Below are 14,684 nucleotides of genomic sequence, written 5' to 3'. Positions count from 1 at the left end.
CCTTTTTTATTTAATATCTGTTTTGAAGCTATTTAATTAAGAGGTGAAATTTATAAATCAGACTTGGTAAGTTCATTTGAATCTACAATAGCAATGACCACGAGCTATAGTAAATTCAAAAAAATACCGATTTTTTTTATAAAGCAATGATTAAAATCGCGTAGTTTAATTTAGCTTTTGATGAAGTTAATAATTTAAAGCAAAGGAATATAAATTAAATTACTTAGCTTTTATTCTTTTGTGTACTGGAATCAAAATGCTTTTTTAGTAGCTGTGATTTGATACTAGAGAATGTCAAAATTTAATCAGTCAGGAGCCACACACTTGCCCCCTTATATCTTGAATTTAGAGAAATACCACGTTCGTCATCAAGACTTTCAAAGCGAATCGTAATTTTTTAGAGTGAAGAGGAAAATTAGATAAAGTAATTGTCGGTATGAGTTTGCCCTTTCATCAAGACAGGCTTTCACTAAGTTCCTGCGATCGCTCTACAGTGGAACTACCTGCGTCGATCGCTCGTAGCAAGAGAAAGTTAATCACCGTGCGCAAGGCAATAATTGCGGCTAGTTGAGCGATTTCATTCCAATCTGGGGCGATCGCAGTTTTAAGGATACTCGAGCCGATCAAAAAACTCAGTCCCAAGGAAAAAGAATAGCCGATTGCGAGGCGACTTGCCTGAAAAGAGATTGCCGCACCAGAAATCGAAAAAATATTTTGACAGAAGATAATAAATCCTTTGGCAATACCTACGACAATAATTATTAGTGCTAGTGTTTGGGTGAGAATAATTCCCCAACCGTAAAGAGTTGGAATTAAGCTTTTCATCTTAATTGTTTTGAGTCAAAGTTTCTTACCAGAGACAGCGATCGCCCTATTTAGCTAATTGTGTTGGTAGATCGAAACTGCCGTCACTATTGCAGGGAAAAGCAATTATTTCTACCACGGCAGCTATAGGTAATGAACCATAAAGATGAGGAAATAATTCTGCCTCTCCTAGCAAATTTTCTTCGACAATCTCGCCTGTAACTAAGCTTGGCGCGATCGCTAAGATTGCCAAATTATCTCTGCCGCGAAACAAGCGATTAGCCACTGGTAGTAATTGCCAAGCGTAAGAACAGTGGATAAATCCCTCCGTAGCAAACGAACTAGGTCGGTATTCTCCCGTACTTTGTGCCTGCTGCCATTCTTCAAGAGAAGTGATGTGGTAGATCTGCCGCTCCATCGTTACTAAATGATATTATTGTTGACCGCTCAATCTCAACACTGCCATAAATGCCTCTTGCGGAACATCAACCGAACCGATCGCTTTGAGGCGTTTTTTACCTTTGGCTTGTTTTTGCAGTAATTTTTTCTTACGAGAAATGTCACCGCCATAGCATTTGGCGAGTACGTCTTTACGGAGAGGAGGAATATGTTCGCTGGCAATTACTTTAGAACCGATACTAGCTTGTATGGGTACTTTAAACTGATGACGGGGAATTAATTCCTTAAGTTTTTCGGTCAAAGCTCGACCTACGTAGTAAGCTTTATCACGATGGACGATGGTGGAGAGAGCATCCACGGGCTCTTTGTTAACTAAAATGTCTAATTTGACCAAGTTATCGGCACGATAGCCCAACAGCTGATATTCCATGCTTGCATAGCCGCGAGAACGAGATTTCAACTGGTCGAAAAAGTCGGTGACTACTTCAGCTAATGGCAATTCGTAAACCAGACAGGTGCGGTTTTGGGCAAAGTATTTCATGTCCTTAAAAACACCCCGACGGGTTTGACATAACTCCATCAGCGTACCGACAAAGTTCTCGGGAGTAATGATCTCGACTTTGATGTATGGTTCTTCGATTTTTTCTCTTTTTTGAGGTTCGGGCAGCAAGGAAGGATTGTCAACTTCCAAGACTTCTCCCTCTACCGTAGTGACGCGATAGATTACTGAAGGAGCGGTAGTAATCAAATCGAGATTATATTCTCTTTCCAATCTTTCCTGGACTATTTCCATGTGCAGCAAGCCCAAAAAGCCACAACGGAAACCAAATCCCATTGCCGACGAGGTTTCGGGTTCGTAAGATAGAGCCGCATCGTTGAGTTTGAGCCGATCCAAGGCTTCACGTAAGTCTTCGTATTGGTCGGCATCTGTGGGGAACAAACCACAGAAAACCATCGGTTTGGCTTCAGTATACCCCGGTAGTGGTTCGTCAGCAGGAGATTCAACTAAAGTTATGGTATCGCCAACGCGTGCATCTTCTACCGCTTTAATCGCTGCCGCAAAATAACCCACTTCTCCTGCATGAAGTTCTTCTACTTCTATTTGATTGGGAGAAAGAACGCCCAGTTCGTCGATTTCGTATTCTTTACCCGATGCCATCAGACGAACGTTATCACCTTTTCTGACTCTGCCATCCATCACCCGAAAATAGACGATTACGCCGCGATAGGAGTCGTAATAACTATCAAAAATTAAAGCTCTCAGTGATTCGTCTATGGTATCCTGTGGCGGAGGAACCAAATTAACGATCACCTCTAAGATTTCATCGACACCAATTCCCATTTTGGCGGAGGCTTTGATAATTTCGGTACAGTCTAAACCTACTACGTTTTCAATTTCCTGGGCAACTCGTTCGGGTTCGGCACCGGGAAGATCGATTTTATTGAGTACGGGAATTATTTCTAAATCGTTTTCTAATGCTAGATAGACGTTAGCCAAAGTCTGAGCTTCTACCCCTTGAGATGCATCTACTACTAGTAATGCCCCTTCACAAGCTGCTAGAGAACGGGAGACTTCGTAAGAAAAATCTACGTGACCGGGAGTATCGATTAAGTTTAAAATATAGTCCTGACCGTCTTTAGCCTTGTAGTTCATTCTCGCTGCCTGAAGCTTAATCGTAATTCCTCGCTCTCGTTCCAAATCCATATTGTCGAGGAATTGTTCCTTCATTTTCCTCTGGGCGACAGTTTCGGTATACTGCAACATGCGATCGGCTAAAGTTGATTTGCCGTGGTCGATATGGGCGATAATTGAGAAGTTACGAATACGAGAGACGGGGACGTCAGTCATAAATAGTAATTAAGTTATAATCTTGAAAATTTTAGTCGTTCTTAAACTATTGTAAGGTCGATCTTTACCGATTTTCTATGGAGCGATAAAATTTGTCTTCACCATAGACGAAACAGGTAAAATTAAAGAGAAGCAATAAGAAACTTATATGAACGAAGATGCCTTACAACAAGAGCGTTCTGCTGAAAAAGTAGAAATATCAATTCAACTCGATTCTGAAATTTTAGAACAAATACAACATTTAACTAACGACCCCAGTCGGGCAATTGAAGCTGCGCTCAAGCACTGGCTGAGAGGCGAACGCGATCCCAACACCGATCTTACTCGCACTTGGCAACGCAATCCACCCCTACCGCCGCGAGGAGAATGGAATGATTGAGCTATAGACAAATATCTAGAGCTAAACTAAGCTATTAGTCACAGATTACTCTGCCGCACTCGTTAGGAGTGCGAATCTCTGTCTTTTGCAAGATGGCGATGCTAGAAAAACTCTAAGGTTGACGCTATTGGCTTGAAGTCATTACGGCTCGAGCGTGAGAGGTGTCGAGCAGCGTTATTCTGCTAGATTTAAGCGTTTGCCGTCTAGCTGTTGAGGTTTGGCACCACTCTCGGCGATCGACAGAGACCGGTTTTCAAACCTACTGGGATCGTCAATTTACTATAAGATAAATACTCTAAATATTATGTTGTGCGAGCCTCTAAAAAATAGGTTAATTTTACTCTAATATCTATAAAAGTTTTAGTTTTGCCAGAACTCGCTATTTTTTAAAACTTAATTCAAACCAAACTCATCTGCTAATGTTGCCTAGATTTCATCCAGAAATATCTACTACGAGTGCTACTGCACCAAATATTAGTACTAATTGGCAAGATTTAGGCGCAGAATTAGTTTTTATTCAGGATATTTCTGGAAACTATTTTTCATTTTGGTGGGCAAAAGCTGAAGTATATGGATTAAATCAGGATGATTTGAGTTGCTCAGAAACAGCAGTTTTTACTCCTGTAGATCGCCAGGCTTATATTCGGAAAATTCAGCGTGTCATAAAACGCAGGCTTCCCGAACAATGTTACTGTATGTTTGAGTGCGGGGATTATTCTTTTTCTTTTGAATTAGTTATCAGTCCAATTTTGCCCCCTCAAGGAGAGGTTCGCGCGGTAATGGTGATTGGGCATCTGCTCGAAGAGCAAGAAGTGTTTTCTTGTTCTCATCCCAAAACTTCAGTACCGATTTACAGTTATCAAAAACTGCTAGACCGAATCGTACGCAAGATTCGCCGTAGCTTAGATTTAGATAATATTTGGCAACAAACAGTTACTAGTTTGGGTCAAACTCTATCGGTAAGCCGCTGTTCGATCTTAGTCCCCAATCCTTACCAAACCAAGTTAGAGGTAAAGGCTGAATACTGTCAGACAGAATTAGCTTCGATTTTGGGGGCAGAGATTGATTGGCGGGAGCAAACCGAGTTCAAACAGGCTCTAATTTCTTCTTATGTCATCGCTCTAGATTATATCGTTCCAGATCGATTCGAGCAAAAATCGGTTTTAATGGTTTCTACGTCTTGTACTAGCGAGCATAATGTTTTAATCTGCCTCCAGCAGTGCGATCGCTATCGCTTTTGGACGACGGCAGAAATGGAACTAGTCAGAGAAATTGCCGAACACGTAGGAGGAGCGATTTATCTGGCTAAACTCTATCAAGAAGTAGAACAAGCCAGCATTCAAGCAGAAGAAGCTAACCGTCTCAAAAGCGACTTCTTAGCCAACACTTCCCATGAATTACGTACTCCACTCAACGGTATTATTGGCTTTCTCAAGTTGTTGATGGAAGGGATGGCAGATAACCCAGAAGAACAGCAAGAATTCATTGAAGAGGCGTATAAATCTTCCATACATTTACTAGATCTAATCAATGACATTCTCGATATTGCCAAAATTGAAGCTGGCAAAATGGAATTGGAATTAACGGAGATAGAATTAGATGAATTACTCCAAGATGTGGATAAACTAGTTCGTACCCAAGCCGAGCAAAAAAATCTTCAATTTCAGATCGCATATCCCTCTACCCTCACTCCAGTAACGGTTTATGGTAATTATCAACGCATATTGCAGGTAATGCTTAACTTGATTGGTAACGCGATTAAATTCACTCACGAAGGGGGAATTGCGATCGCCGCAGAAATTAGTAATAAAAAAATCGAGTTTCAGGGTAGAGAGTTTCCCGGTACGGTGAAAATTAGCGTTGCCGACACGGGTATTGGGGTTTCCCTAGAAAAGCAAGATAAGCTGTTTGAAAACTTTTTTCAGGTAGATGGTTCTCGTACCAAATCTTACGGTGGTACTGGTTTGGGTTTAGCAATTTCCCAAAAGCTCGTCGAGGCAATGGGAGGAACGATTTCTTTCTACAGCATGGGTGAAGGCTTGGGTTCTACTGTTACCTTTAACGTTCCCCTTAGCCACATACCCGTAATTAAGACCGTTCAGTAGCGCGATCGCACTGGTTCCCTGGAGATATCTGCCAAGCGATCTTCAATAATCAGTTGAATAGCATTTTTCAAACTTTCCTTAGCTTCTTCGATAGTTTCACCCTGACCATTAGCACCAGGAATCTCAGGGCAAATAGCCCAGTATCCACCCTCGATAGTTGCTGTTAACTCTGATTTCATAACAATTTTTATTTTTTGAAATGTCTACTTTGTGAATAAAAAATATTTGATGCGATTGCATAGGAAAGAACCAACAAAGTAATTCGCGATCGCGCTACTACAATTTCTCTTTCTAATTAACTTGATAGATTTTTCGGTTTTTGTCAACGATCGCGATCGCACTAGATTGAGAATATTTGAGCCAAACTACAGATAGTGACTATTTATATCTATCTGTAGATTTTATATGAAATTACTATTAAAAACGTTATTAATTCGTCGCGCTAGGGATGAAGGTTTTGTCCTTCCTGTAGCCGTTGCGCTGGGTTTAATTATGGCTTTATTGGGTACATTTAGTATAGTTCAGTCAAGTGAAGAAAATTTATCTGCAACTGTTCAAAATGAAAAGTCTAAATCTCTAGCTGCGGCTGAAGCTGGAGTTTCTCGTTACTTAAATTTGATTGCTAGAAATCGTCCGATTGCGCTTTACGATAATGCTGATTGGTCAAGTTGGGATAGTACACCTACACCTGCTGGTGTTCCCACCAATGGTCTTTGTAATATTTACAGTGAAATAAGTGATGCAATTGACGGCTGGGAGGATGTAGTTAGCAGTACTGGTACTTATGATGATTTGGGACAATATCGATTGATTAGTTATCAATATTTGGACAATACTAATGCCGTTGTTCCATCAGGAACAACTCCTACAGACTTAACGAAAGGAAGATTAATAGTCGAAGGTAGAGCTAGTTCTGGAGATACTAGCGCAACTAGAGTTCAAGTTGATATTCCCGTTCGACGAGAACAACCAGACTTGAGTAATTTCGATCCCGCTTTGTGGATTGGCAGTCCTCAAGTTACTAATATTGGCGGTAACAATCTCAAAGTTGGGGATAATAATGGTGGTCTCCGCAACCTAGATCCAGCCGATGGCGATACTTACAACACTATTGTTTTTTCCGACCCAGCAGGAGGAGCAGAAGAATGTAATATACCTACAGTAAGCAATCAGCCGTCTTCAGACAACACTACACAAGTCATTTATCAAGCTTATAGTTTACCTGACACTCCCGCAGAACCTACAAAGTATATTCTAATTACCTCAACTCAGTTAAACAATGCTTTAGCAGCAGGAGCAAGCCTACCTTATCGCTTTACTTCACCAAATATTTCTTCGGCTGAGGATAGTAGTGGATATTTCCATTACATAATTAATGGCAATCTTACTATTGATAATACTTTATCAGTAACTACTGGTGCAAAAGTTATTCTCTATGTTTGCGGTGACATTACTATCGATAACAGTGGAGGAACTTTAAATATAAACCAAGGTGGTAATACCTCAGAATTTTTAGAAATTTATGGAAACTATGTAGATAGTGGTGTCGTTACCAGATTTAATACTGTTTGCGGTGCAACCACTACACAAAATATTACATTGCAGGGAAGTGGAACTACTAATATTACAGCTTTTATTCACGCACCTGATGCTGAAGTTAAGACCAACAGCGATCCCACAGTAAACTTTACTGGGGCAATCTGGGTTGATGATTGGAACGATACATCTACTAATTCAGATATTATTATTACCCCAGATTCATACGAATCATATAGCAGCAGACAAACAATGGTAATTCCCAGCATTGGTGCTCCTACTGATTGGCAAATAGTCGATACTAATTAACTCACAATGAAAATACTTAAATTTACAGAACTAGAACCAAAAAAAAAACCAATCTGACCGAGGTTTCACTATTTTAGAGGTTTTAATTGCTATTCTAGTTGCTTTATTTTTTGTCAGTACTTCTTTACAGGCAATAGTTTTAGCAACCATGTTCCGAGTTAAAGCACAAGAAAAGCAATTGTCTTATCAGGCAATACAAGAAGATATTGAGGCTATTCAGGCTACGGCTAGTAGTCTGCCAGCCGATAAAAGCCTTTGCAATGCTACTAACTTTGCTGATGGATACGCCGATGCTTTAATCGACCGATATCAAACTCTCAATGGTTACACAGGTCCTAATGTTTCATTGCTTTATTCATTAGACGAGAATTTTCTAGGCTATACCATGCGTCTGCATAGAGACTTCTTAGGTGATGGTCGGGATATTGATGGCAATACTGGTGATGCTACGGATACTGCCGAAAGTGATGCACCTCACAGAATTTTAAAAATTAGATATTTAACTCAATCAATAAAAAATAGTCAAACAAAAAATGTCACCGAACACTATGTTGAAATTGTACCAAATGCCGCTTTACAGTGCCCCTAAAAATAACAGAGGTTTTAGTCTTATGGAGTTGTTAGTTGCTGTGATTTTTGTGGGAATAATTTCGGCAATTGCGGCACCAAGCTTTATCGGTTTGTTTGCTCGCAATCAAGTAATAGATGCAATGGGAAGTATAAAAGGAGCTTTAAAAGAAGCCCAAAGACAGGCTAAAAAAATTGGGCAAACCTGTACTGTTACTTTCAATGATTCTACTAAAGCTATTACTGGTGCTCCAAATAGCTGTTTACTTAGTGATAGACTGCTAGATGACAGAATTAACATTAGTGCCACGGGACGTACGAGTCCCTTTGATATATCTTTTTCTTATAAGGGAACTACTACTGATGCAACAACAATAATTGTGACTGGAAATAATACCGCTCTTCAGAGGTGCCTTTCTATCAGTAATGGAGTTGGAATTATGAGAATAGGTAATTACGTAGGTAGCAATTGTGAAAAATTAGACTAAATATAAAAAGTAATATTTTAACTTTTGATAAAAATTATTCAACAAGCTTTCAAGATAGTTTATTGCTTTTACTCATTACAAAAGCTTTTTATATACATAAAATACAAATAAATTATGTAAATTTTAATTTAAATTTTACCAAAATTATGAATAAATTAGATTTGCTTAAAAGCGTTTATAGACGAAAATACTCTACTGGTTTTACTTTAACAGAATTAATAATCGCTTCATTCATCAGCATAGTTGTAGTAGGTGCCGCAGGTTTTGGCTTATTACAAATGATGTCAGCAAGTGGCAGTAATAGTGATGAAACAGAAAGACGAGAAGAAGTAAACCGCGCCATGGATTTTATTTCTGATGAAGTAAGACGTGCCCGAAGAGTCTGGCAGAACTATCCAGGAAGTGCTGCTGTCACTGGTACGAGAGTTTTGCAACTAGAAATTCCTGACGTTGATGGCAATGGAATTGATGAAATTGTTACTTATCACATAGTAGACTGGGCAAATCTTAGTTCAAGCAGTCAAGCTAGATGGTACGGACCGCAAGTACTATATCGTACTGGTCCTGCCTTTAAAGGTGATGGAGACTATTCTATAGATTCTGGTACTGGCTTAGTTAATACCTCTACCAATCCACTTATCGATCGCCTTGTCACATTTAACACTCCACCCTGTGGTGGTTTAGTTAGCCCAACTCCAAGTAGTGGAGACGTACCAGGTTTTGCAGTATGTTTGGAAAATTCTGAAACCGTTAATATTAGTGGTACAAATTATACTGCTTATGAAGCGGCTCAACTACACTTTAATGCTGTTTTTGATTCTAGCGGCAGCGATACGTATACAGCAAATTCCAAAGTATATGCCAGAGTAGATGAGGATTTCACTGTTGCTGCTGCAACTCCATCACCTTCATCATACACACCACCAACTAGCTCTTGTAGTATTGCAAATAATGGAATAAGCTGTACCAACAATACTATTATGACTATTCGTAGTATAGGAAGTAGCTATAGTTGTGATACATCTGGCACTAACTGGAATATGAAAACGACTGTTAAACTTGGAAGTGATGATGGAAGTGGCAATATCGCTAGTCCTACTCAATCGGCAATTTTGGATGAAAATAATAGTTCTACCACTGTACAATTAGCAGCAGGAGAGTCAACACAGGTAGAGTCAGATCCGTACATTCCAACCTCTGGAGGAGATTGGAGTAGTATAGATACTACTGCTGAAGGAAATTGCCTGAATAGTTCCAATCCTGTTGATAGTACCAACACAACACAAGTTTCTTTACTGGACGTTACCAATAACTCTTTTACCAGAAGGGATGGTTACGATTTCACTCCTGACGATGATTCTGATGATGATACAACACAACAAGATTCAATTTTTGATATTCTGGCTGCTGAAGAAGATATACTTTTAACTAAAGAACTTGTTGAGCAGATAGATAGATATCAGCTTTTAGATGACGGAACTATCCAAGAATTACAGGATGATGGAAGCTATGCTGATACCACTCATAAAGTAGTTGATGTTGATGGGACGGACTATATTTTTACTTCAGATGATAAACCAATATTAAACATTGAAAAAGATCAGCAAGTTTTTCTATATCTTTTTGAAATAGGTCAAACTGATACAAGTGCACCAGGATTCGACCAACAAGATAACATTGTTTTAATTATTACTGATAACGCAAGTTAATTAGATTTCATTTGTTTATTTAATTTTCGCGATCGCATTAACTAACAATTTTCATTTGTGCGATCGCTTTTTTATTATCTTAAGTTGCGATCGCCTATTATATAAGTACCATTTTATAGTTACTTTCTTTATGACTTCTGGTACTGTTGCAAAAACTTAAGACAAACTTGTAGTATTTAACAAACGTAAATAACTACTAGACCAGATGAACTCAAAGCAACCATTTAAGTGGAAACATTTTCAAGGAGAAATAATTTTACTTTGTGTGAGGTGGTATCTCCGCTATGGTTTGAGTTATCGTGATTTAGCAGAAATCATGCAAGAGCGAGGACTATCTGTAGACCACACCACGATTTACCGATGGGTGATGATTTATGCACCACAAATAGAAAGAAGAGCCAGAAAGCATCTCATCTCAACTAATGACTCTTGGCGAGTAGATCAAACTTATCTCAAGGTCAAAGGAAAATGGAAATATCTATATAGAGCAGTTGACAGCAATGGTATTACCATAGAGTTTATGTTTAGTGCCAGGAGAGATAAACAAGCTGCTAAAAGATTCTTGAAGAAAGCCCTGAAATCGAGACATAATAAGCAGCCAAGAGTTATTAACGTAGACCAAAATCCTGCTTATCCCGCAGCAGTTGAAGAACTTCAAACGGAAGAAATTATCTCTAGTGAGTGTGAATTGAGACAGAACAAATATCTTAATAATATCATCGAGCAAGACCATAGATTTCCGAAAAAGCAGGCTAAGTATAAATTATACTTTCAACATTTCCACTCAGCATGGCGGACATTAAAAGGGTATGAAATCATGAATGTGATTCGCAAAGGGCAAATAAAAAATATCGCTAAAGGTGACATCTTGGGACAAAGAAATTTTGTCTATTCTCTGTTTGGGATCGCTGTCTAAAAAATTAGTTAATCACAGGTATATTCTCTCTGTTCGGATTTTTTGCAACAGAACCGTTCTGAAGACGAGTCGCCTCGGTGACGAGGTGGCTTAGTTTAACATCTTTGTTGAAGATTGCGACTTTCGTATTATGGCTAAAGGTTTTTTAAGTAAGCATACTATTGACGCTAGCTTTGGTCAGTTTCGGCAGATACTCAAGTACGTTGGCAAACGAAGAAATGTTTTTGTGGGTGAGGTTGACCACCGAGGTACTAGTCAAGTATGCCCGAATTGCCAAATAGCAGTCAAGAAAGAACTTGGCGATAGATTACACTCATGCCCAGAATGCTTATATGAAGTCGATAGAGATATCGCATCGGCTCAAGAATTATGTAATCGAGGGATAGAAACGTATCGGGGGACTTCCGAAAAGCAAGAAATTGGCTCTCAAGTCGTAATGTCGGGGAACTTGGCTAGATAAGTGGCGCGGGGGAGCAATGCCCAATTGTGAGATTGGGAAGCCCACACTATATTGCAATAGTAATTAGCGTCGGGAGGATGTCACTTGGCAAAGATTCGTTCGGCAGTAAGTTGCAGTTGAGGAAAAATTTTAGAAGCGATCGCGCGATCGCTTTCATATACGGTTTCTTCGTAAAGTCCCTCATTTAAAATTAATATCGTTACTTTACTCGCTTGAGGATCGACAATCCAATATTCAGCAATACCTCTAGCTGCATACTCCGACTTTTTATAACGATAATCGCGATTTCTACTTACCTTTCCAGGAGAAACAACTTCTACTACCAATGCCGGAGTAGGCATATCTGACATAATTGTACTGCGTCTATTGCCATATAAAGCATCAGCTAATTCTTCTGTTAATACCATTAAATCTGGTAGGCGAACCGTCGTGCGACTGCCACTAACGACAATTTCAGTGTCCTTACAGCGAAGTAAACGAGGAGCGACAAATTGAGCGAAGAGTAATAATAGTTTGATAGCGATTTCGGCATTTTCAGGGCTTTTAGGTGGCATTTCTATCAAACTTCCCGCCACTAACTCAAAGTGCAGTTCGGTATCATTATTGTTGCTGTATTTTAGATAGTCTTCTAGGGTGAGCCGTTCTCTAGCGATAGTCATTCGTTTTAAAGAACACAGTAGTAAAATTTTAGCAATTCCCGATAAATGACAAAACCGAGTAACCTGAATTTCTAAGGACACAGCACATGCCATGTCCCCATAATTGGAGTTGCAACTCAATCTAATCAAATAAATCCAAATCCGTTACTGCGCCCAGGCTACTAGAAGAAACCAACTTAGCGTATTTTGCCAGTACTCCGCGTCGATAGCGAGGAGGAATTGGTTGCCAGTTAGCTCTTCTTTTAGCTAATTCTTCATCGGAAACGTCGAGATGTAATAATTTTTGTTGGGCATCTATGGTAATGTTATCTCCTTCTTGGACTAGCGCGATCGCGCCACCAACAGCGGCTTCAGGTGCGACGTGACCCACAACCATCCCGTAAGTACCGCCAGAAAATCTGCCATCGGTAATCAAGCCTACAGAGTCACCCAAACCCGCACCGATAATTGCTGAAGTAGGAGCGAGCATTTCTCGCATTCCAGGACCACCTTTAGGGCCTTCATAACGAACGACGATAATGTCTCCTGGTTTAATTTTGCCCGTAAGGATCGCATCCAAACAGCTCTCTTCGGATTCAAAGACTCTCGCCGAACCAGTAATCTGTGGCTTTTTAACCCCCGTAATTTTAGCAACTGCACCTTCTGTCGCCAAATTGCCTTTTAAAATCGCCAGATGTCCTTGTTTATATAGAGGATTATCCCAGGTACGAATTACCTCTTGTCCAGTCGGAGGCATATCGGGAACCTCGGCGAGAACTTCGGCGATAGTTTCACCGGTAATGGTTAAAGCGTCGCCATGTAGTAAATCGTTAACCAACAACATCTTCATGACCTGGGGAATACCGCCAGCCTGATGTAGATCGACAGTAACGTATTTACCAGAGGGCTTGAGATCGCAGAAGACAGGTACTCGTTTGCGGATTTCCTCGAAGTCATCTAAGGTTAGTTTCACTCCAATGGTATTGGCGATCGCCAGTAGATGCAGTACGGCATTAGTCGATCCTCCCACCGCCATGATAACGCTAATGGCATTTTCAAAAGCCTTACGAGTCAAAAGATCTCTGGGTAAGATTTGCTGGCGAATTGCCTCAACCAAAGCAAAAGCAGATTTTTGCGTACTGTCTGCTTTCTCTGCATCTTCAGTCGCCATCGTCGAGGAGTAGGGCAAACTCATGCCCATCGCTTCAAATGCTGAAGACATAGTATTAGCTGTAAACATACCGCCACAAGAACCAGCACCAGGACAGGCGTGATGTTCGATCGCATCCAACCTTTCCTTATCGATTTTTCCCGCACTATACTGCCCGACAGCTTCAAAGGCACTAACTACGGTTAAATCTTCACCATTGTATTTTCCTGGCTTAATCGTACCCCCATAGACAAAGATTGCCGGAATATTTATACGCGCCATAGCAATCATTGCCCCAGGCATATTTTTATCGCAACCGCCAATTGCCAATACGCCATCCATACTCTGTCCGTTACAGGCGGTTTCGATCGAGTCGGCAATTACCTCGCGGGATACTAGGGAATATTTCATCCCTTCCGTACCCATAGAAATTCCGTCGCTAATGGTAATGGTGCCAAACATCTGCGGCATTGCCCCCGCCTGCTTTAAGGCAGTTTCAGCTCGTTGCGCTAAGAGATTAATGCCCATATTACAGGGAGTGATAGTGCTGTAGCCGTTAGCCAGTCCCACTATTGGTTTATTAAAATCATTATCGCCAAAACCCACCGCCCGTAACATAGCGCGATTGGGCGATCGCTGGTTGCCTTGTGTAACTACTTTACTTCTGCGATTGTCCGACATTTATCTACATTTCCTTACTAACCGTAACTGTAAGATATCTAACTATTGACCGAAACGGAATTGAAGTTAGTAATTTTCCCGATAGATAACAACTATAAGATTTTGCTTTCTTGTGCCCAAATTTAGGGAAAAATAAAATTTAAGCAGCCGTGTTGGTTCAGTAGGATTAAACCACAGGGTGTTTGAGATATTTTTGTTTTACGATTACTGGAAGTGTATTAACTGTAACAACATTGAAAACATACAACCATCGCAATAATTTGTATCAGTTCATGGATTGGGAAAGAAAATAAATTTGCCCAATCCAATTACCAAACTTACTATGGCAGTAAAAGCCAAAACAATTAACGCCCAAATCTGTTTATTCTGCGAATCTTTAAGCTCTGTAACTATTTTTTCTTGTGCTTCAAACTTCTCTTCTAATCGTGCCTGAGAGATTTCTATATTATTTAGGCGATCGTCAATCTTACCTAGCTTGGAGTCGATCTTACCCAATATTTCTTTGAGGTCAGATTCTACCTGTATGTTACTCATAGTGAACGTTTAAGAGCATTAAATATATTCTACTACTGGGCAACCGCATCATCCCTAACACTACAATAAAGCTATAGCTACATTAGTTATACTATTAGTCAAAAATAGCAAGATAAATAAAGAACGAATTGTAGATTTTGGGTTTCGTCACAACTGTTAG

The 14,684-nt window shown here is 40.0% G+C and carries 14 protein-coding genes and 1 pseudogene; 8 read left to right on the top strand and 7 right to left on the bottom strand.

The features are described 5' to 3' along the window. Nucleotides 1-453: 453 nt before the first annotated feature. From ACLFKQ_RS15620 to lepA, 3 genes are read right to left on the bottom strand one after another with little or no spacing between them, the layout of a single operon-like run. Nucleotides 454-825 carry a DUF1622 domain-containing protein gene (locus ACLFKQ_RS15620; protein ID WP_449000713.1) on the bottom strand — a complete coding sequence of 124 codons (372 nt, stop codon included), beginning with the start codon at nt 823-825 and terminating at the stop codon, nt 454-456. A 46-nt stretch (nt 826-871) separates the two neighbouring features. Continuing rightward, complete coding sequence (locus ACLFKQ_RS15615) at nt 872-1,222, bottom strand: DUF952 domain-containing protein (RefSeq protein ID WP_449000712.1); 351 nt, start codon at nt 1,220-1,222, stop codon at nt 872-874. A 15-nt stretch (nt 1,223-1,237) separates the two neighbouring features. After that, the gene (gene lepA / locus ACLFKQ_RS15610) at nt 1,238-3,052 is read right to left on the bottom strand and encodes a translation elongation factor 4 (protein WP_449000711.1); all 1,815 of its coding nucleotides are present in this window, start codon (nt 3,050-3,052) and stop codon (nt 1,238-1,240) included. Nucleotides 3,053-3,200: 148 nt separating this feature from the next. Between lepA and ACLFKQ_RS15605 the strand changes: the two genes are divergently transcribed. Continuing rightward, nucleotides 3,201-3,431: a hypothetical protein gene (locus ACLFKQ_RS15605; RefSeq protein ID WP_449000710.1), complete on the top strand. Its 231-nt coding sequence runs from the start codon at nt 3,201-3,203 to the stop codon at nt 3,429-3,431. A 419-nt stretch (nt 3,432-3,850) separates the two neighbouring features. Beyond that, nucleotides 3,851-5,536 carry an ATP-binding protein gene (locus ACLFKQ_RS15600; protein WP_449000709.1) on the top strand — a complete coding sequence of 562 codons (1,686 nt, stop codon included), beginning with the start codon at nt 3,851-3,853 and terminating at the stop codon, nt 5,534-5,536. Here ACLFKQ_RS15600 and ACLFKQ_RS15595 read toward each other — a convergent pair. Then, nucleotides 5,530-5,715, bottom strand: a complete 186-nt coding sequence (locus ACLFKQ_RS15595) for a type II toxin-antitoxin system HicB family antitoxin (protein WP_449000708.1) — start codon at nt 5,713-5,715, stop codon at nt 5,530-5,532. The genes ACLFKQ_RS15600 and ACLFKQ_RS15595 overlap by 7 nt on opposite strands. Before the next feature lie 226 nt (nt 5,716-5,941). Here ACLFKQ_RS15595 and ACLFKQ_RS15590 point away from each other — a divergent pair, with 226 nt between their 5' ends. From ACLFKQ_RS15590 to ACLFKQ_RS15565, 6 genes and pseudogenes are all read left to right on the top strand, one after another. Continuing rightward, nucleotides 5,942-7,381 (top strand): DUF7305 domain-containing protein, encoded by a 1,440-nt coding sequence (locus ACLFKQ_RS15590; RefSeq protein WP_449000707.1) that lies wholly within the window; start codon nt 5,942-5,944, stop codon nt 7,379-7,381. A gap of 148 nt (nt 7,382-7,529) precedes the next feature. Further along, nucleotides 7,530-7,970 carry a hypothetical protein gene (locus tag ACLFKQ_RS15585; RefSeq protein ID WP_449000706.1) on the top strand — a complete coding sequence of 147 codons (441 nt, stop codon included), beginning with the start codon at nt 7,530-7,532 and terminating at the stop codon, nt 7,968-7,970. Continuing rightward, entirely contained in the window at nt 7,915-8,436 is a 522-nt protein-coding gene (locus tag ACLFKQ_RS15580; protein WP_449000705.1) for a pilus assembly FimT family protein, read from the top strand. Before ACLFKQ_RS15585 ends, ACLFKQ_RS15580 begins: the two co-directional genes overlap by 56 nt. Nucleotides 8,437-8,582: 146 nt before the next feature. Continuing rightward, on the top strand, nt 8,583-10,145 hold the full coding sequence (locus ACLFKQ_RS15575; RefSeq protein WP_449000704.1) for a PulJ/GspJ family protein: 1,563 nt from the start codon (nt 8,583-8,585) through the stop codon (nt 10,143-10,145). Nucleotides 10,146-10,350: 205 nt separating this feature from the next. Continuing rightward, nucleotides 10,351-11,061, top strand: coding sequence for an IS6 family transposase (locus tag ACLFKQ_RS15570; RefSeq protein WP_448997902.1), 711 nt, complete (start codon nt 10,351-10,353; stop codon nt 11,059-11,061). A 100-nt stretch (nt 11,062-11,161) separates the two neighbouring features. Then, a pseudogene (locus ACLFKQ_RS15565) lies at nt 11,162-11,588 on the top strand (zinc ribbon domain-containing protein); the annotation flags it as partial. A 13-nt stretch (nt 11,589-11,601) separates the two neighbouring features. Here ACLFKQ_RS15565 and ACLFKQ_RS15560 read toward each other — a convergent pair. From ACLFKQ_RS15560 to ACLFKQ_RS15550, 3 genes are all read right to left on the bottom strand, one after another. Continuing rightward, nucleotides 11,602-12,273, bottom strand: coding sequence for a Uma2 family endonuclease (locus ACLFKQ_RS15560; protein WP_449000703.1), 672 nt, complete (start codon nt 12,271-12,273; stop codon nt 11,602-11,604). Nucleotides 12,274-12,301: 28 nt separating this feature from the next. Then, nucleotides 12,302-13,990 carry a dihydroxy-acid dehydratase gene (gene ilvD, locus ACLFKQ_RS15555; RefSeq protein ID WP_449000702.1) on the bottom strand — a complete coding sequence of 563 codons (1,689 nt, stop codon included), beginning with the start codon at nt 13,988-13,990 and terminating at the stop codon, nt 12,302-12,304. Nucleotides 13,991-14,260: 270 nt separating this feature from the next. Continuing rightward, nucleotides 14,261-14,524: a hypothetical protein gene (locus ACLFKQ_RS15550; protein WP_449000701.1), complete on the bottom strand. Its 264-nt coding sequence runs from the start codon at nt 14,522-14,524 to the stop codon at nt 14,261-14,263. Nucleotides 14,525-14,684: the final 160 nt, after the last annotated feature.

This window comes from Myxosarcina sp. GI1(2024) (assembly GCF_053543375.1).
The sequence above is the reverse complement of the archived record's forward strand: the minus strand, read 5'-3'. Positions and strand labels throughout refer to the sequence as shown.